Source organism: Streptomyces sp. NPDC007157 (assembly GCF_040634235.1).
Taxonomy (GTDB): Bacteria; Actinomycetota; Actinomycetes; order Streptomycetales; family Streptomycetaceae; genus Streptomyces.
On sequence record NZ_JBEYFE010000028.1, the window covers coordinates 90,645 to 113,369 of the forward strand.

Here is a 22,725-nt window from a genome sequence, read left to right on the forward strand (position 1 = left end):
TGTCCGAAATAGTGTGTATTGGGTCGGCAGTGTAGAACGGGAGATGTGACGGCAATGGCTACGGAAACTCCCCAGCTCAACGCAGGCCACGCCGTCCCGGCCCCGGGCAGCGAACGGTGACGGCGACCATCCCGGCGCGCACCGGGGACGCCGAGCGCGGCACCCTGGACAAAGCCGCGGACGAGAACTTCCCGGTGGCCCCGTTCTTCCTGCCGAGGGCCTGGCGTGACGATCTGATGGCGGTGTACGGCTTCGCCCGCCTCGTCGACGACATCGGCGACGGCGACCTGGCCCCTGGTGGCGCCGACGCCCGGCTGCTCGGAGTCTCCCCGGAGGAGGCCGAGAACCGCCTGGTCCTCCTGGACGCCTTCGAGGCCGACCTGGGCCGTGTCTTCGACGGCACCCCGCACCACCCCCTGCTGCGCCGCCTCCAGCCCACGGTCCGCCGCCGCGACCTGGCCCCCGAGCCGTTCCTCGGACTGGTCGCCGCCAACCGCCAGGACCAGCTCGTCAAGCGGTACGAGACCTACGACGACCTGCTCGCCTACTGCGAGCTGTCCGCCAACCCCGTCGGCCGCCTCGTCCTCGCCGTCACCGGCACCTCGACCCCCGAGCGGATCCGCCTCTCGGACGCGATCTGTACCGCACTCCAGATCGTCGAACACCTCCAGGACATGGCCGAGGACCTCGGCCGCGACCGGATTTATCTGCCCGCCGCGGACATGAAGCGCTTTCATGTCCAGGAGGCGGATCTCGCCAGGAAAACCGCGGGCGCATCGGTGCGTGCACTGGTTGCATACGAAGCACAACGCGCTCGCGATCTCCTGAATGAAGGCGCCCCCCTGGTGGGTAGCGTCCACGGCAGGTTGAAGCTGCTGCTCGCGGGGTTCGTGGCGGGGGGAAGGGCGGCGATCGAAGCGATCGCCGCCGCCGAATACGACGTACTTCCCGGCCCGCCCAAGCCCGGCAAGGGCCGGTTGCTGCGTGAGGTGGGCGTGACTCTGCGAGGAGAGGGGTGATCCGGACCGTGGACTCTCCCACACCTGTGTCCGCACCGGTACTCGCCGCCTACAGCTACTGCGAGACCGTCACCGGACAGCAGGCACGGAACTTCGCCTACGGCATCAGGCTGCTGCCTGCGCCCAAGCGGCGCGCCATGTCGGCGCTCTACGCCTTCTCCCGGCGCGTCGACGACATCGGCGACGGCGTGCTGGCCGACGACGTGAAGGCGGCCCGGCTGGAGGACACCCGGGCGCTGCTCGCCCGGGTCCAGGACGGCGCGGTCGACGAGGACGACACCGACCCGGTCGCGGTCGCCCTCGCACACGCCGCCCAGGCCTTCCCGATCCCGCTGGGCGGCCTGGACGAGCTGATCGACGGCGTGCTGATGGACGTGCGCGGCGAGACCTACGAGACCTGGGACGACCTCAAGGTCTACTGCCGCTGTGTGGCCGGTGCGATCGGCCGGCTCTCGCTCGGTGTGTTCGGCACCGAACCGGGGGCGCGCGGCGCCGAGCGCGCGCCGGAGTATGCCGACACGCTCGGGCTCGCGCTCCAGCTCACCAACATCCTCCGGGACATCCGCGAGGACGCCGGGAACGGCCGTACCTATCTGCCCGTCGACGACCTCGCCAAGTTCGGCTGTGCCGCCGGGTTCCACGGGCCGACCCCGCCGGAGGGCTCGGACTTCGCGGGTCTGGTGCACTTCGAAGTACGGCGCGCCCGTGCCCTGTTCGCCGAGGGCTACCGGCTGCTGCCCATGCTCGACCGGCGCAGCGGCGCCTGTGTCGCCGCCATGGCCGGCATCTACCGCCGGTTGCTCGACCGCATCGAACGGGAACCGGATGCGGTGCTGCGCGGCCGGGTCTCACTGCCCGGACGCGAGAAGGCGTACGTCGCCGTACGCGGCCTGTCCGGACTCGACACCCGTCGCCACACGTCCCGCCGGACCGTCAGGAGGCGCGCCTGATGGACGAAGTGGGCCAAGCCGGCGCCGCCGGAGAAAAACGGCAGGCAACCCTCCGGTGCGGCGCGGCGTCCCTGACTGCGACGGCCCGCCCCGCCCCGTTCCACCGGCACGGCGGGCGGGCAGGGGAGGCTGCACGATGACCGACGGCACGCGATCCGAACGGACGCACGACGACATTCCGTCCGGGCGCACCGCCGTCGTGATCGGCGGCGGCCTGGCCGGCGTCACGACCGCGCTGGCACTCGCCGACGCCGGGGTGCACGTGACGCTGCTCGAGGGCAGGCCGCGCCTCGGCGGGCTCGCCTTCTCCTTCCAGCGCGGCGACCTGACCGTCGACAACGGCCAGCATGTGTACCTGCGTTGCTGCACCGCCTACCGCTGGTTCCTCGACCGCGTCGAGGGCGCGGCGCTGGCACCGCTCCAGGACCGGCTCGACGTGCCCGTGCTCGACCTCGCGAAACCCGAGGGGCGCCGGCTCGGCAGACTCCGCCGCGACCCCTTGCCGGTGCCCCTGCATCTGGGACGCAGCCTCGCCGCCTACCCGCATCTCTCGCTCGGCGAGCGCGCCAGAGTAGGCCAGGCCGCTCTCGCCCTCCGAGCACTCGACCTCGGCGATCCCTCGCTCGACGCACAGGACTTCGGCAGCTGGCTGGCTGCCCGAGGCCAGTCGGCGCGGGCCATCGAGGCACTGTGGGACCTGGTGGGGGTCGCCACCCTCAACGCGGTGGCCCAGGACGCTTCCCTGGCGCTCGCCGCGATGGTGTTCAAGACCGGTCTGCTGTCCGACCCGGGCGCGGCCGACATCGGCTGGGCCCATGTGCCGCTGGGCGAACTGCACGACCGGCTGGCCCGCAAGGCGCTCGACTCCGCGGGCGTGCGCACCGAGGTCCGTACACGCGTCACCTCCGTCTCCACCAACGAGAACGGGACGTGGAGCGTTCAGGTTCCCGGCGAGACGCTCACCGCCGACACCGTGGTGCTCGCCGTGGCCCAGCGCGAGGCGTACGACCTGCTGCCCGAGGGCGCCCTCGACGCCCCGGAGAACCTTCTGGAGATCGGCACCGCGCCGATCCTCAACGTCCATGTGGTCTACGACCGCACGGTGCTCACCAAGCCGTTCTTCGCGGCCCTGGGCACCCCGGTCCAGTGGGTGTTCGACCGCACCCACGCCTCCGGGCTGCGCGAGGGCCAGTACCTCGCACTGTCCCAGTCGGCCGCCCAGGACGAGATCGACACACCCGTGGCCGTCCTGCGCGAGCGCTATCTGCCCGAGCTGGAACGGCTGTTGCCCGGCGCGCGCGGCGCCGGGGTCAAGGACTTCTTCGTGACCCGGGAGCGTACCGCGACCTTCGCCCCCACCCCCGGCGTCGGGCGGCTGCGGCCCGGCGCCCGCACCAAGGCACCCGGCCTCTATCTGGCCGGAGCGTGGACCGCCACAGGGTGGCCCGCGACCATGGAGAGTGCGGTCCGCAGCGGTGTGAACGCGGCCGACGCCGTGCTGCGCACCCTGGGCCGGCCCCGCCCCCGTCACCTCTTCGAGTTCGAGGAGGCAGCGTGATGCTCGATCAGCAGGCGGCAGGCCCCCGCACCCCCGGTACCGCAACAAGAGGAGAAACTGTGCCCACTGTGCCCCCGGCCGAGACGGCTGCCGACGCGGTGGACGTGACCGCGCTCCTGGAGCGCGGCCGGACCCTTGCCAACCCGGTACTGAAGGCGGCCGTCGACCGCCTGGCACCCCCCATGGACACCGTGGCCGCCTACCACTTCGGCTGGATCGACGCCGAGGGCAACCCCGCCGACGGCGACGGCGGCAAGGCCGTACGGCCCGCGCTCGCCGTGCTCTCCGCCGAGGTCACCGGCGCCGCCCCCGAGGTCGGCATCCCCGGCGCCGTCGCCGTCGAACTCGTCCACAACTTCTCGCTGCTGCACGACGACCTGATGGACGGCGACGAACAGCGCCGCCACCGTGACACCGTCTGGAAGGTGCATGGCCCCGCCCAGGCCATCCTGGTCGGCGACGCCCTGTTCGCCCTCGCCAACGAGGTGCTGCTGGAGCTCGGCACCGTCGAGGCCGGCCGTGCCACCCGCCGGCTCACCACCGCCACCCGCGCCCTGATCGACGGCCAGGCACAGGACATCTCCTACGAGCACCGCGACCGGGTCAGCGTCGAGGAGTGCCTGGAGATGGAGGGCAACAAGACCGGCGCGCTGCTGGCCGCCTCCAGCTCCATCGGCGCGGTGCTCGGCGGCGCCGACGACCGCACCGCCGACACCCTGGAGAAGTACGGCTACCACCTCGGCCTCGCCTTCCAGGCCGTCGACGACCTGCTCGGCATCTGGGGCGACCCGGAATCCACCGGCAAGCAGACCTGGAGCGACCTGCGCCAGCGCAAGAAGTCCCTGCCGGTCGTCGCCGCGCTCGCGGCGGGCGGCCCCGCCTCCGAGCGGCTCGGCGAGATCCTCGCCGCCGACGCCAAGAGCAGCGACTTCGAGAACTTCTCCGAGGAGGAGTTCGCCGCCCGCGCCGCCCTCATCGAGGAAGCCGGCGGCCGTGAGTGGACCGCCGAAGAGGCGCGTCGCCAGCACACCATCGCCATCGAGGCCCTGCACGCCGTCGACATGCCCGACCTGGTCCGGGCGCAGTTCACGGCGCTCGCGGACTTCGTCGTCGTACGAAAGAGATGATCATTATCGGTCGAATAGCCCTCGCGTAGTCGCCGGCCGGTGCGAGCGCGCAACCAGCACCGGCCGACGGCGGACCCACAGCAGAACGATTTCGTACGACTGCACGAAGGGGAAGCCATGACAGCGACGACCGACGGAAGTACCGGGGCCACCCTGCCGCCCCGCGCTGCCTCGGCCAGCACCGACCTCACCACCCCTGCGGCGGCCGGGGTACAAGAAGCCGCCGAACGCGCCGTGAGGCGTGCCACCGACCATCTGCTCGCCCGGCAGGACGCGCAGGGCTGGTGGAAAGGTGACCTGGAGACCAATGTCACCATGGACGCCGAGGACCTGCTGCTCCGTCAGTTCCTCGGTATCCGGGACGAGTCCACGACGGCCGGCGCCGCGCTCTTCATCCGCGGCGAGCAGCGCGAGGACGGCACCTGGGCCACCTTCTACGGCGGTCCGGGCGAACTCTCCACCACCATCGAGGCGTACGTCGCCCTGCGGCTGGCCGGGGACGCTCCCGACGCGCCCCACATGGCGAAGGCGTCGGCCTGGATCCGCGAGCGCGGCGGGATCGCCGCCGCCCGGGTCTTCACCCGGATCTGGCTGGCCCTGTTCGGCTGGTGGAAGTGGGAGGACCTGCCCGAACTCCCGCCGGAGCTCCTGTACTTCCCCAAGTGGTTCCCGCTCAGCATCTACAACTTCGGCCAGTGGGCCCGGCAGACCATCGTGCCGCTCACCGTCGTCTCGGCCAAACGCCCGGTGCGCCCCGCACCCTTCCCGCTGGACGAGCTCCACACCGACCCGGCCGCCCCCAACCCGCCGCAGCCGCTTGCCCCGGTGGCCAGTTGGGAGGGCGTCTTCCAACGGCTCGACAAGGTTGTCCGCGGCTACCGCAAGGTCGCGCTGCGCCGGCTGCGCGGCTCCGCCCTGAACTCCGCCGGCCGCTGGATCGTCGAACGCCAGGAGAACGACGGCGCCTGGGGCGGCATCCAGCCGCCGGCCGTGTACTCGGTGATCGCCCTGTACCTGCTCGGCTACGACCTCGAACACCCCGTGATGCGCGCGGGCCTTGAGTCGCTGGATCGTTACGCCGTGTGGCGCGAGGACGGCGCCCGGATGATCGAGGCCTGCCAGTCCCCGGTGTGGGACACCTGTCTGGCCGCCATCGCCCTCGCCGACGCCGGCCTGCCCGCCGACCATCCGCAACTGGTCAAGGCCGCCGACTGGATGCTCGGCGAGCAGATCGTGCGGCCCGGCGACTGGGCCGTGAAACGCCCCCAGCTCCCGCCGGGCGGCTGGGCGTTCGAGTTCCACAACGACAACTACCCCGACATCGACGACACCGCCGAGGTCGTCCTCGCGCTGCGCCGGGTCAAGCACCACGACCCGGAGCGGATGGAGAAGGCCATCGGACGCGGGGTGCGCTGGAACCTCGGCATGCAGTCGAAGAACGGCGCCTGGGGCGCCTTCGACGTCGACAACACCAGCCCGTTCCCCAACCGGCTGCCGTTCTGCGACTTCGGCGAGGTCATCGACCCGCCCTCGGCCGACGTCACCGCGCACGTCGTGGAGATGCTCGCCTTCGAGGGCATGGCCCACGACCCGCGCACCCGGCGCGGCATCGAGTGGCTGCTGGCCGAACAGGAGCCGGACGGCTCGTGGTTCGGGCGCTGGGGTGTCAACTACGTCTACGGCACCGGCTCCGTGGTGCCCGCGCTGACCGCGTCCGGGCTGCCCGCCTCGCACCCGGCGATCAGACGCGCGGTGACCTGGCTGGAGCAGGTCCAGAACGAGGACGGCGGCTGGGGCGAGGACCTGCGCTCCTACAAGTACGCCGACGAATGGAGCGGGCGCGGCGCCTCCACCGCCTCCCAGACCGCGTGGGCGCTGATGGCGCTGCTCGCGGCGGGGGAGAAGGACGCCAAGGCCGTCGAGCGGGGCGTGCGGTGGCTGGCCGAGACCCAGCAGGAGGACGGCTCCTGGGACGAGCCCTACTTCACCGGCACCGGCTTCCCCTGGGACTTCTCCATCAACTACCACCTCTACCGGCAGGTCTTCCCACTCACCGCGCTCGGCCGGTACCTCCACGGCGAGCCCATGCCCGAGGCCGAGAGGAGCTGAATGAATACCACGCCCGCTCCGGCTCCGTTGCTGATCGCCTGCGCGCTCGGCATCGAGCACTTGGCCCTGCGCGCCGGCGAACGCGGCGGCGCGGGCGGGCCGGTCACCGTGCTGCGCACCGGCATGGGTCCCAGGGCGGCGGAACGGTCCGTCACCCGGGTCCTGGCCGACCCGTCGCTCGCCGGTGCCGCCGTGCTGGCCACCGGCTTCTGCGCGGGACTGGCCCCCGGGATGCACCCCGGCGACCTGGTCGTCGCCGAGGAGACCCGGGACCCGCGCGGCAGTGTCCCCTGCGTCGGCACCGAACTCCTCGTGAAAGAACTCGTGCGGACCGTACCCGGCCGCACCGTCCACACCGGCCCCGTCACCGGTTCCGATCACGTCGTCCGCGGTCACGAACGGTCCGACCTGCTCGCGACCGGCGCAATCGCGGTCGACATGGAGTCGGCGGCCACGCTCCTGAGCGCCGTGCGCGCGGGCGAACGCCCGGTTGCGGCCGTCAGGGTGGTCGTGGACGCTCCTGAACATGAACTCGTCCGGATCGGCACGGTGCGCGGTGGAATATCGGCTTTCCGCGTTCTTCGATCCGTTCTTCCAGCTTTCTTCGAATGGCACCGTTCTTTGTTGCTCCCCCGGAGGTGAGCCAGATGGCCATGCCGCTGCGCCAGTCCATCAAGGTCGCGACTTACTTGGCTGAACAGAAGCTCCGCAAGCGGGACAAGTTCCCACTGATCGTGGAGCTGGAACCCCTCTTCGCATGCAACCTGAAGTGCGAGGGCTGCGGCAAGATCCAGCACCCGGCAGGTGTGCTCAAGCAGCGCATGCCGGTCGCGCAGGCCGTCGGGGCGGTGTTGGAGTCCGGTGCGCCGATGGTGTCCATCGCGGGCGGCGAACCCCTGATGCACCCTCAGATCGACGAGATCGTGCGCCAGTTGGTGGCGAAGAAGAAGTACGTCTTCCTCTGCACCAACGCCATGCTGCTGCGCAAGAAGATGGACAAGTTCACGCCCTCTCCCTACTTCGCCTTCGCGGTGCACATCGACGGGCTGCGTGAGCGGCACGACGAGTCCGTGGCGAAGGAGGGCGTGTTCGACGAGGCGGTGGCGGCCATAAAGGAGGCCAAGCGGCGCGGCTTCCGGGTGACCACCAACTCGACCTTCTTCAACACCGACACCCCGCAGACCATCATCGAGGTGCTCAACTTCCTCAACGACGACCTCAAGGTCGACGAGATGATGATCTCGCCCGCCTACGCCTACGAGAAGGCCCCCGACCAGGAGCACTTCCTCGGCGTGGCACAGACCCGCGAGCTGTTCAAGAAGGCCTTCGCGGGCGGCAACCGGCGCAGGTGGCGGCTCAACCACTCCCCGCTCTTCCTGGACTTCCTGGAGGGCAAGGTCGACTTCCCGTGCACGGCGTGGGCGATCCCGAACTACTCGCTCTTCGGCTGGCAGCGCCCCTGCTACCTGATGAGCGACGGGTACGTGCCGACGTACCGCGAACTCATCGAGGAGACCGACTGGGACAAGTACGGTCGCGGCAAGGACCCGCGCTGCGCCAACTGCATGGCGCACTGCGGCTACGAGCCCACCGCCGTCCTCGCCACCATGGGGTCCCTGAAGGAGTCGCTGCGCGCCATGCGCGAGACGGTCACCGGAAACCGGGAGTGACCGCATGACCGCCATCTCCCTGGGCCTCCCCGAGGTCCCGGCCCGGCCGGTCGCCGAGCGGCGCGTGTCGCGGCAGATCCACGTCGGACCGGTGGCCGTCGGGGGCGGTGCCCCGGTGTCGGTGCAGTCGATGACCACGACCCGTACGTCGGACATCGGCGCGACCCTCCAGCAGATCGCCGAACTCACCGCGTCCGGCTGCCAGATCGTCCGCGTCGCCTGCCCCACGCAGGACGACGCGGACGCCCTGGCGACGATCGCGCGGAAGTCCCAGATCCCGGTGATCGCGGACATCCACTTCCAGCCGAAGTACGTGTTCGCGGCGATCGAGGCCGGCTGTGCCGCCGTCCGCGTCAATCCCGGCAACATCAAGCAGTTCGACGACAAGGTGCGGGAGATCGCGCGGGCCGCGAAGGACCACGGCACACCGATCCGGATCGGGGTCAACGCCGGCTCGCTGGACCGACGGCTCCTCGAGAAGTACGGCAAGGCCACCCCGGAGGCGCTGGTGGAGAGCGCTCTCTGGGAGGCCTCGCTCTTCGAGGAGCACGACTTCCGGGACATCAAGATCTCCGTCAAGCACAACGACCCGGTCGTGATGATCGAGGCCTACCGGCAGCTCGCCGCCCAGTGCGACTACCCGCTCCACCTCGGCGTCACGGAGGCCGGCCCGGCCTTCCAGGGCACGATCAAGTCGGCGGTGGCCTTCGGCGCGCTGCTCTCCCAGGGCATCGGCGACACCATCCGGGTGTCGCTGTCCGCGCCGCCCGCCGAGGAGGTCAAGGTCGGCATCCAGATCCTGGAGTCCCTGAACCTCCGGCAGCGGCGCCTGGAGATCGTCTCCTGCCCGTCCTGCGGGCGTGCCCAGGTCGACGTCTACAAGCTGGCCGACGAGGTGACGGCCGGCCTGGAGGGCATGGAGGTGCCGCTGCGCGTCGCCGTCATGGGATGTGTGGTCAACGGTCCCGGCGAGGCACGGGAGGCCGACCTGGGCGTCGCCTCCGGCAACGGCAAGGGCCAGATCTTCGTCAAGGGCGAGGTCATCAAGACCGTCCCCGAGTCGAAGATCGTGGAGACCCTCATCGAGGAGGCGATGAAGATCGCCGAACAGATGGAGCAGGACGGCGCCGGGTCCGGAACACCCGCCGTCACCGTGAGCTGAACAGCACGGACCGAGAGGGGGCCGAGCGTGACGATTCTGGAGACCATCCGGGGACCACGCGACCTGAAGGCGCTGTCCGAGGCGAAGCTTCGTGAACTGTCCGAAGAAATACGCGAGTTCCTGGTGCACGCGGTCGCCAGGACCGGCGGTCACCTCGGCCCCAACCTGGGTGTCGTGGAACTGACCGTCGCACTGCACCGGGTCTTCGAGTCCCCGGTCGATCGCATCCTCTGGGACACCGGTCACCAGAGTTATGTGCACAAGCTGCTGACCGGCCGTCAGGACTTCTCCAAGCTGCGCGGCAAGGGCGGCCTGTCCGGATACCCCTCGCGCGAGGAGTCCGAGCACGACATCATCGAGAACAGCCACGCCTCCACCGCGCTCGGCTGGGCCGACGGCCTGGCCAAGGCCCGCCAGGTGCAGGGGGAGAAGGGCCATGTCGTCGCGGTGATCGGCGACGGCGCGCTGACCGGCGGGATGGCCTGGGAGGCGCTCAACAACATCGCGGCCGCCAAGGACCGGCCGCTGATCATCGTCGTCAACGACAACGAGCGGTCGTACGCCCCCACCATCGGCGGGCTCGCCAACCATCTGGCCACGCTGCGCACCACCGACGGCTACGAGAAGATGCTGGCCTGGGGCAAGGACGTACTGCTGCGCACCCCGCTCGTCGGCAACACCGTCTACGAGTCCCTGCACGGCGCCAAGAAGGGCTTCAAGGACGCCTTCGCCCCGCAGGGCATGTTCGAGGACCTGGGCCTCAAGTACGTCGGCCCGATCGACGGCCACGACATCAGGGCGGTCGAGTCGGCGCTCAGACGCGCGAAGCGCTTCCACGGGCCGGTGCTCGTGCACTGCCTCACGGAGAAGGGGCGCGGCTACGAACCCGCCCTCGCCCACGAGGAGGACCACTTCCACACCGTCGGCGTGATGGACCCGCTCACCTGCGAGCCGCTCGCGCCGTCCAACGGGCCCTCCTGGACCTCGGTGTTCGGCGACGAGATCGTCCGGATCGGCGAGGAGCGCGACGACGTCGTGGCGATCACCGCGGCCATGCTGCACCCGGTCGGCCTCGGCAGGTTCGCCGCGCGCTTCCCCGACCGGGTCTGGGACGTGGGCATCGCCGAGCAGCACGCCGCGGTCTCGGCGGCGGGTCTCGCGACCGGCGGACTGCACCCGGTCGTCGCCGTCTACGCCACGTTCCTGAACCGTGCCTTCGACCAGGTGCTGATGGACGTGGCGCTGCACCGCTGCGGGGTGACGTTCGTCCTGGACCGGGCGGGTGTCACCGGAGTCGACGGTGCCTCCCACAACGGGATGTGGGACATGTCCGTGCTCCAGGTGGTCCCCGGCCTGCGGATCGCCGCCCCGCGCGACGCCGAGCAGCTGCGCCTCCAGTTGCGGGAGGCGGTCGCCGTGGACGACGCGCCCACGCTGGTGCGGTTCCCGAAGGAGTCGGTGGGTCCGGAGATCCCGGCGGTCGACCGGATCGGCGGGCTGGACGTGCTGCACCGTGGTGCGGACGCCCAGGTGCTGCTGGTCGCGGTCGGTGTGATGGCGCCGGTCTGTCTCCAGGCCGCGGAGCTGCTGGCCGCCCGGGGCATCGACTGCACGGTCGTGGACCCCCGTTGGGTCAAGCCCGTGGACCCCGCGCTGCCGGTCCTGGCGGCCCAGCACGAACTGGTGGCCGTCGTCGAGGACAACAGCCGGGCGGCCGGCGTCGGCGCGGCGGTCGCGCTCGCGCTCGGAGACGCGGAAGTGGACGTACCGGTACGGCGGTTCGGGATTCCGGAGCAGTTTCTGGCGCATGCGAAGCGGGGGGAGGTGCTGGCCGACATCGGGCTGACGCCGGTGGAGATCGCGGGGCGCATCGGAGCGAGCCTCGCGGGGCGGGGGGCCGAGGGTGCCTACGGGGGTGCCGCGGGGGGTCGTGCGGCGGGTGCGGCGCCGTCCGGACTGGTCGCGCCCCGCGGCGGTAGCCGCAAATCGATGCGCCCCGCGCCCCTGAGGGGCGCTGATGCCGAGGGCGTTGACAAGGAGAGGCAATGAGTAAGGAGTTCGACCTTGGCGCCTTGCTGGCCGAGCGCGGAGCCGAGCGGTACGAGCTGCACAGCAGGTACCTCAACCACCAGCTCCCGCGCATGCTGCACACCATCGGCTTCGACAAGGTCTACGAGCGGGCCGAGGGCGCCCATTTCTGGGACGAGGACGGCAACGACTACCTGGACATGCTCGCCGGGTTCGGGGTGATGGGCCTGGGCCGCCACCACCCCGTCGTCCGCAAGGCGCTGCACGACGTCCTGGACGCGCAGCTGGCCGACCTCACCCGCTTCGACTGCCAGCCGCTGCCCGGACTGCTCGCCGAGCGGCTGCTCGCCCACAGTCCGCACCTGGACCGGGTGTTCTTCGGCAACAGCGGCACCGAGGCGGTCGAGACGGCGCTGAAGTTCGCCCGCTTCGCCACCGGCAGACCCCGCGTCCTCTACTGCGACCATGCCTTCCACGGCCTGACCACCGGCTCGCTGTCGGTCAACGGCGAGGACGGCTTCCGGGACGGCTTCGCCCCACTGCTGCCCGACACGGCCGTGCCCCTCGGTGATCTCGACGCCCTGGCACGTGAGTTGAAGAAGGGCGACGTCGCCGCCCTGATCGTCGAGCCGATCCAGGGCAAGGGCGTGCACGAGGCGCCGCCCGGCTACCTGCGCGGCGCCCAGGAGCTGCTGCACAGGCACAAGGCGCTGCTGATCGCCGACGAGGTGCAGACCGGCCTCGGCCGCACCGGCGACTTCTACGCCTATCAGCACGAGGACGGCGTCGAGCCGGACCTGGTGTGCGTGGCCAAGGCGCTGTCCGGCGGTTACGTCCCGGTGGGCGCGACCCTCGGCAAGGACTGGATCTTCAAGAAGGTCTACTCGTCCATGGACCGGGTCCTGGTCCACTCGGCGAGCTTCGGCGCCAACGCCCAGGCGATGGCGGCCGGCCTCGCCGTTCTCTCCGTCATGGAGAACGAACAGGTCGTCGCGGGCGCGCGGGTCGTGGGGGAGCGGCTCAAGTCGCGGCTCACCGAACTGATCGACAAGTACGAGCTGCTCGCCGACGTACGCGGCCGGGGCCTGATGATCGGCATCGAGTTCGGCAGGCCCAGCTCGCTCAAGCTCCGCAGCCGCTGGACCATGCTCCAGGCCGCCCGCAAGGGCCTGTTCGCGCAGATGGTCGTCGTACCGCTGCTGCAACGGCACCGGATCCTCACCCAGGTCTCCGGCGACCATCTGGAGGTCATCAAGCTCATCCCGCCGCTGATCGTCGACGAGACGGACGTGGACCGCTTCGTGGCCGCCTTCACGGACGTGATGGACGACGCGCACAGCGGCGGCGGCCTGATGTGGGACTTCGGCAAGACCCTCATCAAGCAGGCGGTGGCCAACCGCTGACACTGAGCGGGGGTCGCCTGCGGGCGGCCCCCGTTTTTTGTCTCTGAGGCAAGAAAATTGCCGCTGAGGCAATAATCCGGCTCAATAGAAGCATGAACGCCTCAGACCCGGCGCCTCCCGCCGGTCCCGGCGACGACCTGCCCGCCGTCGCCCCGCAGCTGCGCTCCCTGCGCCGCCGCGCCGGCCTCACCCTGGAGGCCGCGGCCCGGGACGCCGGGCTGTCGCCGGCTCACCTCTCCCGGCTGGAGACCGGGCAGCGGCAGCCCTCGCTGCCGATGCTGCTCTCGCTCGCCCGTGTCTACGGTACGACGGTCTCCGAGCTGCTCGGCGAGACGGTCGCCGACAAGGACGCGATCGTGCGGACCTCGGACATGGAGCCGACCGGGGCGGGCGGCTGGACGTACTGGCAGGCCGGGGCGTCCGGCCGCGGCATGCAGGCGCTGCGCGTCCGGGTGCCGTACGGCACCCAGGGCGACATCGTGCGGGTGCATCCCGGCGAGGAGTGGCTGTACGTCCTGCACGGGAGGCTCCGGCTGCGCCTCGGTGACACCACCCATGTCCTCGCGCCCGGCGACAGTGCCCACTTCGACTCGCTCACCCCGCACCGCCTCGCCGCCGAGGACCACGACGGGGTCGAGCTGCTGTTCGTCCACACCCTGCTGCAGAGTCCCCTGGCCGCGCTGTGCCTGGGGCCGATCACCGGAGAGCTGCCATGAGCAACATCGAGGAGAAGTTCCCCCGGGCCCTGTGGGTCCGGCTGATCATCTACATCGCCGTCGGGCACGTCTTCGCCGCGTTCCTCTATCTGCTGTTCGCCGTCGGCGGCAAGGGCTGAGCGCTCCCGTCTCCGCCCGGCCGCCCGGCCTCAGTCGAGGAGGCGCCCGCGCAGCCGCTCGCGGGTCTCCGGGGTGAGCTTCAGGCCCTGCTCCAGGTACGTGTCGACGTCACCCCACGTCTCCTCGATGCTCTCGAAGGCCGCCGTCAGATACTCCGCGCGGGCCTCGAAGAGCGGGCTCAGCAGCTCCATCACCTCGGGGCCGTACGCGCTGTCACCGCCGCCGCTGCGCCGCACCTTGTAGCGGCGGTGCTTGGCGTTGGACTCCAGGTAGTCGGCGAGGATCGCGTCCCGCTCCACGCCCACCGCCAGGAGCGTCACGGCTATGGAGACGCCCGCCCGGTCCTTGCCGGCCGCGCAGTGCATCAGCGCCGGGACGCTGTCCTCGGCGAGACCGTGCAGCACGCGCGAGTGCTCGTCGGTGCGTTCCCTGACGATCGTGCGGTACGAGCTGACCATCCGGTTCGCGGCCTTGCCGTCGCCCAGGAGGCCGCGCAGCTGCTCGATGTCGCCCTCGCGGACCATCGTCCAGAACTCGGCGCCGTGTGCCGGGTCGGTCAGCGGCAGGTTCACGTTCCGCACGCCGGGCAGCTCGACGTCCGGGCCCTCCAGCTTCTGGTCGGCCGCGTTGCGGAAGTCGAAGATCGTGTGCAGGCCGAGGGAGGCGAGGAACTCCGCGTCCTGCTCCGTCGCGTGCGCCAGATGCCCGCTGCGGAACAGCACACCGTGCCGGACCCGGCGCCCGTCCGCGGTCGGCAGGCCGCCCACGTCGCGGAAGTTGCGCACACCGGCCAGCTCGGGCTCGGTCGACGGGACCTGCTGCGTCACGGGGGCTCCTCCCGGTCGGCCCCGTCGGCGCTGCTCGTCGACGGGCACTGGATCGACCATACGACATCGGTTTCCACGGGCAATGAGTTGTCCACAGGCGTTGCCACCGGGCCCTGCGCCCTTGATGATGTTGGTGCTTGAGCGGATCTGTTGGCACCTGTGTGAGGTTTCTCGTGGTGGACATCGCCGAAAACGGTCGTACCTGGCTCCTGTCGGGCCCGGGCAGCAGCTACGCGCTGCACCTCACGGAGGACGACGAACTGCTCCACCTCCACTGGGGCCCGAAGATCGGGCTCGCCGACGCCGAGGAGCTCAGCACCCGGGCGCTGCCCGGCTACTGGGCGTTCGAGTCCCCGCTGGACGGCCGTGAGGAGTACCCAGTCGAGGGCGGTCCCCGTTTCGTCCGCCCCGCGCTGTCCGTGCGCACCGAGGAGCGCCGCGGCACCGAGTGGACCTTCGAGTCGTACGAGACGGACGGCGGCGCCGGGGAGACCGCGGACGGTGCGGGGCTCCGCCTGCGTTTCCGGGACGACGGGATCCTCATCACCCTGCACTACCGGATGCGCGGCGACGTCGTCGAGCGCTGGGTGACCGTCGACAACCAGGGAGACGCGCGCCTGGAGCTGCTGCGTGCCGACCCCGCCGCCTGGACGCTCCCGGACCGCGAGGGCTGGCGGCTCTCCCAGCTGCACGGCCGCTGGGCCGCCGAGTCCCGCCTCACCAGCGCGCCGCTCACCTACGGCGAGAAGGTCATCGGCAGCCGCCGCGGCCACACCAGCCACCAGCACCTGCCCTGGGTCGCCCTCGACACCGACGCCACCGAGGAGCGCGGCGAGGTCTGGGGCTGCGCCCTCGGCTGGTCCGGCTCCTGGCGGATCGCCGTCGCCCAACTCCCCGACGCGCGCGTGCAGATCACCGGTGGGGCCGGCTACGACGACTCGGGCCTGCTGATGCTGGCCGCGGGCGAGTCGTACACCAGCCCGGTCTTCGCGGGCCTGTGGACCGACGGCGGCTTCGGCGGGGCCAGCCGGGCCTGGCACGCCTACCAGCGGGCGTACGTCATCCCCGACGCCGACCGGGACCGGCCGGTGCTGTTCAACTCCTGGGAGGCCACCACCTTCGACATCTCCGAGGAGCAGCAGGCCACCCTCGCCCGCCGGGCCGCCGCGATCGGCGTCGAGCTGTTCGTGGTCGACGACGGCTGGTTCGGTGCCCGCACCAGCGACCGCGCGGGCCTCGGCGACTGGACGCCCAACCCGGACCGCTTCCCCAAGGGCCTCAAGCCCCTCGCTGAATACGTGCACGCTCTCGGCATGCAGTTCGGCATCTGGGTCGAGCCCGAGATGGTCAACGCGGACAGCGACCTGTACCGCGCGCACCCCGACTGGGTGCAGTACCAGAAGGGGCGAAAGCGGACGGAACTCCGAAATCAGCTCGTCCTCAACCTCGCCCGCGAGGACGTCCAGGAGTACCTCTGGGAGCAGCTCGACACCCTGCTGTCCAGCGCCCCGATCGACTACGTCAAGTGGGACTTCAACCGCTGCTTCACCGACGCGGGCTGGCCCGGTGAGCCCTACCCGCAGCGCCTGTGGGTCGACCATGTCCGCGGGCTGTACGCCCTGCTCGACCGGATCCGGGCGGCCCACCCGAACGTCGCCATCGAGTCCTGCTCCGGCGGTGGCGGCCGGATCGACCTCGGCATCATGAGCCGTACCGACGAGGTGTGGACCTCCGACAACACCGACCCGCTGGACCGGCTCGCCATCCAGCACGGCTTCAGCCAGATCCACCCGGCCCGGGTGATGTCCGCCTGGGTCACCGACAGCCCGAACCACCAGCTCAACGGCCGGGTCAGCAGTTTGCGTTTCCGCTTCGTCAGCTCCATGGCCGGGGCGCTCGGCGTCGGCGGCGACCTCTCGCAGTGGACCGAGGAGGAGCTGGCCGAGGCCGGCCGCTGGGTGGAGCTCTACAAGGACATCCGGCCCCTGGTGCAGCGCGGCGACCAGTTCCGGCTGCGGCCGCCGACCGGCGGGCTCAGCGCGGTCCAGTACACGCTCGGCGACGAGACCGTGGTCCTCGCCTGGCTCCAGGCGCAGAGCTACGGCGAGCCGATGCCGGCCCTGCGGCTGCGCGGACTCGACCCGACCGCATCGTACGAATGCCGCGAAACGGGCGAAGTGCATCGAGGTGCCGTTCTGCTGCACCACGGGCTGCGTACGGAGCTGTGCGGCGACCTGGATGCGACGGTTCTCCGGCTACGTCGCATCTGAGCCTTCTGTCCGAATTGGTGTCTTCATTGCAACTCGGTCTGGAATAAGGGGACGTGGTGTGACGTGCGTGAGGAGCGTCATATTCGTGACCGTCCGTCGCGCGTCATGTTCACGTAATTCCCGTGCTTTTCAAGGTGATTAGAAAAGCACGTAAGGCTGGAATTCACGGAGGGTGACCGGTTATTCCCGTAACGGATCAAGCGAAACTCGGACAGACGGAACCTACCCCTTGTTTACGTGCGTCCTACTCGCTTACGTTCGCCACGCATCCGGACGGAACGCCGAATCCTGCCGCCGCCCGGAGTCCCCACACACACTCACCCGTGCTCGGCAGGAGCGGGGGACCCACCAGGTATGACCGCCTGTTCCGGTTCCCGGGGCGGCTAGGGGTGTAGCCACGTCTTCCCGCGTGGCCGGGCAGCTCCAGCCCGAACCCGACAGCTCACCTCGTAGGCGCCGGAGAGGAATGCGTCATGCCCGCGAAGGGTAAGCACCGCCGCCCCAAGTCCCAGCGTTTCACCCGCTCGATGGCCGTCGCCGGAACCGGTGGCGCCGCGCTGGCTCTGCCGCTCATGGGGGCCACCGGCGCCCACGCGGCCACCTCGCAGTCCGTCTCCGAAAAGACCACGCAGTCGCTTCCGGCCGTCGAGAAGACCGCCGTGCGAAAGGCCGCCGCTCAGAAGACCGCCGTCCAGGATTCCGGCACCGGGAATTCCACGCACCGCGTCTACACGGTGGTGCCCGGCGACTATCTCTCGAAGATCGCCCGCGACCACCACGTCGACGGCGGCTGGCCCCGGCTCTACGCCGACAACCGGCAGGCGGTCGGCGACAACCCCTCGCTGATCCACCCCGGTCTCAAGCTCACGCTCGGCGGCCGCCACGCCGCGACGACGGACACCCCGAGCTCGGACTCCCGGTCCGGGACGCGGTCCCACGCGCGGCCCGACTCGCGGTCCTCCGCCCCCTCCTCGTCGTCGTCCTCGAACGCGGCCTCCTCCTCGGACACGTCGACGACGACCGCCTCCGGTTTCAACCTTCCTGTCACCGGTGGAGCCATCGGCACCGGCTACCACGTGGCCGGCAGCATGTGGTCCAGCGGCTACCACACCGGCGTCGACTTCGTCGTCCCGACCGGCACCCCGGTCAAGGCCGTCGGCACGGGCACGGTCGTCACGGCCGGCTGGGGCGGCGCCTACGGCAACCAGGTCGTCATCAGGCTCGCCGACGGCTACTACGCGCAGTACGGCCACCTCTCCGCGCTCTCCGTCTCGGTCGGCCAGACCGTGACCGCGGGCCAGCAGGTCGGTCTCTCCGGCGCCACCGGCAACGTGACCGGCCCGCACCTCCACTTCGAGATCCGGACCAGCCCCGACTACGGCTCCGACATCGACCCGGTCGGCTACCTCCGCTCCAAGGGCGTCACCGTCGGCTGATCCGGAACCCCCACTGATCTGACACGCACTCCGTAGGCCGGACCCCCGATCCCCGGGTCCGGCCTTCGGGGGATCGACCCTTCAACGCCCCTGTCCAGAGGGTTATTCCTGGCTTGGTCGAGTATTTAGGCGTGTCTTATCTCACCGTTCGTCAACCCCTTATTACGGTCGCGTAGGTCACAGTCGAAGGTGAATCATGGTCCGATGTGGCAGACGATTCGAAGAGTGACAAGGCATCAGTGATCGGGTCGTACGTGGCGGTGGGGGACAGCTTCACCGAGGGCGTGGGCGACCCCGGCCCCGACGGGGCCTTCGTCGGCTGGGCGGACCGGTTCGCGGTTCTGCTGTCGGACCGGCAGCCCGAGGGCGACTTCGAGTACACCAACCTCGCGGTGCGCGGGAAGCTGCTCGACCAGATCGTGGCGGACCAGGTGCCGCAGGCCCTGGAACTCGCCCCGGACCTGGTCTCCTTCGCCGCGGGCGGCAACGACATCATCCGCCCCGGCACCGACCCCGACGAGGTGGCCGAGCGGTTCGAGCGGGCCGTGGCCCAACTGACCGAGGCCGTCGGCACGGTTCTGGTGACCACCGGGTTCGACACCCGGGGCGTGCCCGTCCTCAAGCATCTGCGCGGCAAGATCGCCACCTACAACGGGCATGTCCGGGCCATCGCCGACCGGTACGGCTGCCCGGTTCTCGACCTGTGGTCCCTGAAGACCGTGCAGGACCGGCGGGCCTGGGACGGCGACCGGCTGCACCTGTCTCCCGAGGGGCACACGCGGGTGGCGCTGCGGGCCGGTCAGGCGCTCGGCGTCGAGGTGCCGGCCGACCCGGACCAGCCGTGGCCGCCGCTGCCGCCCCGCGGCACCCTGGAGGTCCGCCGCGACGACGTGCACTGGGCCCGTGAGTACCTGGTGCCGTGGATCGGACGGCGGCTGCGCGGCGAGTCGTCGGGCGACCATGTGACGGCCAAGGGGACGCTCTCCCCGGACGACATCAAGATGCGGATCGCTTCCGTGGCTTGAGGCCGTGGGAGCGGGTGAGGGGCGGCATCCTGACGGGGCCGCCCCTCACTGCTCCTCGGGCAGCCCCAGTTCGCGCGCCAGCGCCTCGTCGACCCACTCCTGCGCCCGGACACGCGACAGGGCGCCCGGGTAGGAGGTGAGCTGGACGGCGAGCCCGTCGAGCAGGGCGGTCAGCCGCAGTGCCGTGGCCGTGGGGTCGGGGCACCGGAACTCACCGGCGGCCACCCCTTCGGCGATGACCTCGGCGATCGCCGCCTTCCACTGCTGGTCCAGCTCCTGGGTGACCCCCCGCAGGGCGGGTTCGCGCAGCGCCACCGCCCAGCCCTCGATCCACAGCCGCCAGCCCTTGGCCTGCCCGGTCGGGGCGTACCAGCGCACCGCCGTCCGCAGCCGGCGCGACGCCGACGTGCGGCGGCCCAGCAGCTTGCGCAGATGCGCCAGGTCGTCCTCGGCGGCGTAGGCGAAGGCGGCGGCGACCAGCTTCTCCTTCGTCGAGAAGTGGTACAGCACCAGCGCGTTGCTCACGCCGAGCGCCGAGGCGACATCGGCGATCCGTACCGCCGCCACGCCCCGCGCCTCGATCTGCTCGATGGCGGCCCGCAGCAGTTCCTCCCGCCGCTCGGCCACGCTCAACCGCACTCTCGCCACGCGGTCACCCTAATCGGTCGCACCCCCGCGCGTGTTGCCGTCCCGGTCCAGCGGCAGCCGCATGAGCGTGAGGTCCAGCCGGCGGCCGAACTTGACGCCCACCTCCCGGACCGTGCCGGCGTGCTCGAAGCCGAACCGCTGGTGCAGCCGGACCGACGCGGCGTTCTCCGCCTCGATGCCGGCGATCATGACGTGGTGGCCGGCCTCCCGCGCCGCGGCGATGAGAGCGCCCAGCAGCGCCGAGCCGATGCCGAGCCCGTGCCGGTCCTCCCGCACGTAGACGGAGTCCTCCACGGTGTGCCGGTAGCCGTCCAGCTCGCGCCACGGGCCGTACACCGCGAATCCGGCCACCTCGCCCGCCACTTCGGCCACGAACGCCGAGCCGCGCGCCAGATGGACGGCGAGCCACGCCGCACCCTCGGCGGGAGTCTGCGTGGTCTCGGTCCACAGGGCCGTCGAATGCTCGACCGCGTGGTCGCGGATCGCGCGTACGGCCTCCGCGTCGGCGGAGCGGGCCGGGCGGATCCGCACCGTCCCGTCTCTCTCGTATATTGGATTCATGTCCAACATAGTAGATCCGTCGACGGACTCCCTGGCGGCGGGGATCGCGGCCCGTGTCCGCACCGAGCGGGAGCGCCGCCGCTGGACCCTGGCGCAGCTCGCGGACGCCTCCGGTGTCTCCCCCGCGATGATCAGCCGGATCGAACGCGGCGAGAGCAGCCCCACCGCCGTCGTCCTCGGCAAGCTGTCCGCCGCGTTCCAGCTGAGCGTCGCCTCCCTGCTGGCCCTCGCCGAAGGCGCGCAGGACACCACGGCCGACACCGCGGGAGTGCGGCGCGGCGCCGACGCGGCCGAGTGGCGCGACCCCGGCACCGGCTACCGGCGCCGCCAGATCACCGGACCGCGGTTCCCGGCGGAGATCGCCGAGATCCGCCTGCCCGCCGGGGCCCGGGTGCCCTATCCGGCGGCCGCCTTCGCCTTCGTACGGCAGCTCGTCTGGGTCCTCGACGGCCGCCTGACCTTCCACGACGGCGACACCGTCCATGAACTCGACGCCGGCGACACCGTCGAACTCGGCCCGCCGGCCGAGCGCGTCTTCGCCAATGCCGGCGACGCCGAGTGCCGCTACGCCGTCGTCCTCACCCGCGACACCCAGCCGTGAGCCCGCCGCGCTCACCGGCCGCCGCACCGACCGATACGGCCCACCCGCCATGATCACCACTGCCCTGCCGGCCGCCACGGCCGGAACCCCCGTGCCGGCCACCGGCCTGAACAGCCCGTTCGTCACCGCACTCGGACTCGCCCTCTTCGGACGCCGGCTGCTTCGCCGCCCAGGCCGCCACCACCCTCACCGCGCTCTTCGCGCTGGTCCTCGCTCCGCTGCTCGGGCGCCGCTGCGCATCCGTCCCCTCACCGGTACCAGCCGAACCGTTCCGCGATCACCGGCAGCCGGTCGCTCACCAGGGCGTGGGCCGCGGCGCGCGGGGTCGTGCCGTCGGACTCCGCGCGATCCAGCATCAGCTCCACCAGGGCCCGCATCGAGCGGCGGGTGTGCGCGAACGCCTCGTCCGTGTCCGGGCCGATGTCGCCGAACAGGGTCCACCACCACCAGGCGTTGGTACCCGAGTTGACCACCACGTCCGGCAGCACGGTCACCCCGCGCGCCGCGAGCCGCTCCTCCGCCTCGGGCAGCACGGGCATATTGGCCGCCTCCACGATCCAGCGGGCGGTGACCAGGTGCTCGTTGGCCGTGTCGACGGCGTACGACACCGCCGCCGGCACCAGCACCTCCGCGTCGGCGGACAGCCAGGCGTCGCCCGGCAGTTCCAGATCGCCCGGGCGCAGCACCGCGCGGTCGACGGTGCCGTACGCGTCCCGCGCGCGCAGCAGCGCCTCGACGTCCAGGCCCGCCGGGTTGGCGATCGTGCCCTTGACGTCGGCGACGGCCACCACCGTGAGCCCCGCGCGGGCCAGGAAACGCGCCGTGGCCCCGCCCATCGTGCCCAGCCCCTGCACCGCGACCCGCGTCCCCGGGTACGGCACCCCGGCCCGGTCCAGGGCCGTCAGCACCGACTCGGCGACCCCGCAGCCGCCGACCAGCTCGTCGAGGCCGATCCCGTCCACCTCGATGGCGAAGGCGTCCGCCAGCCGCCGCCGGGCCGCGGCCTCGTCGTCCAGCAGCGGATACACGGCCTGGATCGAGGAGACCAGCCCCGCCTCGGCGGCCGCCCGGTCCACCAGGTCCTGGGTCAGGCCGAGGTCCTCGCCGGTGGTCCAGAAGCTCTCGACGTACGGCCGCATGGCTCGCAGGTAGCGGACCAGCAGGGGGTAGGACCCCGGGTCCTGCGGATCGCAGTCGATGCCCCCCTTGGCGCCGCCCAGGGGGATGTAGCGGCCCTCGGGGTTGTAGTGCAGGGCCTCCTTCATCGTCATGCCGCGCGCCAGCCCGGTGACCTCCTCCAGGGTGCAGCCCGGCCGCATCCGCAGACCGCCGCTCGCCACGCCCCGCACCAGCCGGTCGACGACCAGGAAGCCCTGCCGGCCGGTGATGTGATCGGTCCAGACGAGAGACATCAGTGGAGCGGCCATAGTGGCTCCCGAGAGGTTCGTGAAAAGGGGGTGCTACTGAACAGTGGGTCAGTATCCGGAGCTGGGCG

At 71.1% G+C, this 22,725-nt stretch carries 21 protein-coding genes and 1 riboswitch; of the genes, 17 read left to right on the top strand and 4 right to left on the bottom strand.

Translation table 11 applies throughout. The features are described from left to right. Positions 1-116 precede the first annotated feature (116 nt). From hpnC to ABZ642_RS37430, 13 genes are all read left to right on the top strand, one after another. Positions 117-1,019 (top strand): squalene synthase HpnC, encoded by a 903-nt coding sequence (gene hpnC, locus ABZ642_RS37370; protein ID WP_360492959.1) that lies wholly within the window; start codon positions 117-119, stop codon positions 1,017-1,019. Further along, entirely contained in the window at positions 1,016-1,969 is a 954-nt protein-coding gene (hpnD, locus tag ABZ642_RS37375) for a presqualene diphosphate synthase HpnD (protein ID WP_360492962.1), read from the top strand. Before hpnC ends, hpnD begins: the two co-directional genes overlap by 4 nt. Further along, complete coding sequence (locus ABZ642_RS37380; RefSeq protein WP_360492965.1) at positions 1,969-2,109, top strand: DUF6380 family protein; 141 nt, start codon at positions 1,969-1,971, stop codon at positions 2,107-2,109. Before hpnD ends, ABZ642_RS37380 begins: the two co-directional genes overlap by 1 nt. After that, positions 2,106-3,527, top strand: a complete 1,422-nt coding sequence (gene hpnE / locus ABZ642_RS37385) for a hydroxysqualene dehydroxylase HpnE (protein ID WP_360492968.1) — start codon at positions 2,106-2,108, stop codon at positions 3,525-3,527. Before ABZ642_RS37380 ends, hpnE begins: the two co-directional genes overlap by 4 nt. Continuing rightward, the gene (locus ABZ642_RS37390) at positions 3,527-4,654 is read left to right on the top strand and encodes a polyprenyl synthetase family protein (RefSeq protein WP_360492971.1); all 1,128 of its coding nucleotides are present in this window, start codon (positions 3,527-3,529) and stop codon (positions 4,652-4,654) included. Before hpnE ends, ABZ642_RS37390 begins: the two co-directional genes overlap by 1 nt. A 117-nt stretch (positions 4,655-4,771) precedes the next feature. Next, positions 4,772-6,763: a squalene--hopene cyclase gene (gene shc, locus ABZ642_RS37395; RefSeq protein WP_360492974.1), complete on the top strand. Its 1,992-nt coding sequence runs from the start codon at positions 4,772-4,774 to the stop codon at positions 6,761-6,763. Further along, a complete protein-coding gene (locus tag ABZ642_RS37400; RefSeq protein WP_360492977.1) occupies positions 6,764-7,405 on the top strand; it encodes a 1-hydroxy-2-methyl-2-butenyl 4-diphosphate reductase in 642 nt (213 codons plus the stop codon). Between the two features lie 5 nt (positions 7,406-7,410). Further along, on the top strand, positions 7,411-8,433 hold the full coding sequence (gene hpnH, locus ABZ642_RS37405) for an adenosyl-hopene transferase HpnH (RefSeq protein ID WP_360492980.1): 1,023 nt from the start codon (positions 7,411-7,413) through the stop codon (positions 8,431-8,433). A gap of 4 nt (positions 8,434-8,437) precedes the next feature. Next, entirely contained in the window at positions 8,438-9,595 is a 1,158-nt protein-coding gene (gene ispG, locus ABZ642_RS37410) for a flavodoxin-dependent (E)-4-hydroxy-3-methylbut-2-enyl-diphosphate synthase (protein WP_360492983.1), read from the top strand. A 27-nt stretch (positions 9,596-9,622) separates the two neighbouring features. Then, positions 9,623-11,644 (top strand): 1-deoxy-D-xylulose-5-phosphate synthase, encoded by a 2,022-nt coding sequence (gene dxs, locus ABZ642_RS37415; RefSeq protein ID WP_360492986.1) that lies wholly within the window; start codon positions 9,623-9,625, stop codon positions 11,642-11,644. Then, complete coding sequence (locus ABZ642_RS37420; protein ID WP_360492989.1) at positions 11,641-13,026, top strand: aspartate aminotransferase family protein; 1,386 nt, start codon at positions 11,641-11,643, stop codon at positions 13,024-13,026. The genes dxs and ABZ642_RS37420 overlap by 4 nt, the downstream gene beginning before the upstream one ends. 92 nt (positions 13,027-13,118) lie before the next feature. After that, positions 13,119-13,742: an XRE family transcriptional regulator gene (locus ABZ642_RS37425; protein WP_360492992.1), complete on the top strand. Its 624-nt coding sequence runs from the start codon at positions 13,119-13,121 to the stop codon at positions 13,740-13,742. Next, positions 13,739-13,861, top strand: coding sequence for a DUF6126 family protein (locus ABZ642_RS37430; RefSeq protein ID WP_123972047.1), 123 nt, complete (start codon positions 13,739-13,741; stop codon positions 13,859-13,861). Before ABZ642_RS37425 ends, ABZ642_RS37430 begins: the two co-directional genes overlap by 4 nt. 30 nt (positions 13,862-13,891) lie before the next feature. Here the strand turns inward: ABZ642_RS37430 and ABZ642_RS37435 are convergent, their stop codons facing one another. Continuing rightward, on the bottom strand, positions 13,892-14,689 hold the full coding sequence (locus ABZ642_RS37435; protein ID WP_360492995.1) for a tyrosine-protein phosphatase: 798 nt from the start codon (positions 14,687-14,689) through the stop codon (positions 13,892-13,894). Positions 14,690-14,862: 173 nt separating this feature from the next. Between ABZ642_RS37435 and ABZ642_RS37440 the strand changes: the two genes are divergently transcribed. The 3 genes from ABZ642_RS37440 to ABZ642_RS37450 all read left to right on the top strand — a co-directional run bounded on the left by ABZ642_RS37440 (position 14,863) and on the right by ABZ642_RS37450 (position 19,420). Beyond that, complete coding sequence (locus ABZ642_RS37440; RefSeq protein ID WP_360493088.1) at positions 14,863-16,959, top strand: alpha-galactosidase; 2,097 nt, start codon at positions 14,863-14,865, stop codon at positions 16,957-16,959. Between the two features lie 308 nt (positions 16,960-17,267). Then, a riboswitch (cyclic di-AMP (ydaO/yuaA leader) is annotated at positions 17,268-17,428 on the top strand. Positions 17,429-17,432: 4 nt separating this feature from the next. After that, entirely contained in the window at positions 17,433-18,395 is a 963-nt protein-coding gene (locus ABZ642_RS37445) for a peptidoglycan DD-metalloendopeptidase family protein (protein ID WP_360492999.1), read from the top strand. Positions 18,396-18,634: 239 nt separating this feature from the next. After that, on the top strand, positions 18,635-19,420 hold the full coding sequence (locus ABZ642_RS37450) for an SGNH/GDSL hydrolase family protein (protein WP_360493091.1): 786 nt from the start codon (positions 18,635-18,637) through the stop codon (positions 19,418-19,420). Between the two features lie 45 nt (positions 19,421-19,465). On the opposite strand, the gene ABZ642_RS37455 is transcribed toward ABZ642_RS37450, so the two are convergent. Both ABZ642_RS37455 and ABZ642_RS37460 read right to left on the bottom strand, forming a co-directional pair. After that, on the bottom strand, positions 19,466-20,068 hold the full coding sequence (locus ABZ642_RS37455) for a TetR/AcrR family transcriptional regulator (protein WP_360493002.1): 603 nt from the start codon (positions 20,066-20,068) through the stop codon (positions 19,466-19,468). Between the two features lie 9 nt (positions 20,069-20,077). Continuing rightward, positions 20,078-20,629: an N-acetyltransferase family protein gene (locus ABZ642_RS37460; protein ID WP_360493005.1), complete on the bottom strand. Its 552-nt coding sequence runs from the start codon at positions 20,627-20,629 to the stop codon at positions 20,078-20,080. Here ABZ642_RS37460 and ABZ642_RS37465 point away from each other — a divergent pair. Beyond that, positions 20,628-21,230 (top strand): XRE family transcriptional regulator, encoded by a 603-nt coding sequence (locus ABZ642_RS37465; RefSeq protein WP_360493007.1) that lies wholly within the window; start codon positions 20,628-20,630, stop codon positions 21,228-21,230. The two genes, ABZ642_RS37460 and ABZ642_RS37465, sit on opposite strands and share 2 nt — an antisense overlap. Before the next feature lie 248 nt (positions 21,231-21,478). Here ABZ642_RS37465 and ABZ642_RS37470 read toward each other — a convergent pair whose 3' ends face one another. Continuing rightward, positions 21,479-22,657, bottom strand: a complete 1,179-nt coding sequence (locus ABZ642_RS37470) for a Glu/Leu/Phe/Val dehydrogenase dimerization domain-containing protein (RefSeq protein WP_360493010.1) — start codon at positions 22,655-22,657, stop codon at positions 21,479-21,481. Positions 22,658-22,725 lie beyond the last annotated feature (68 nt).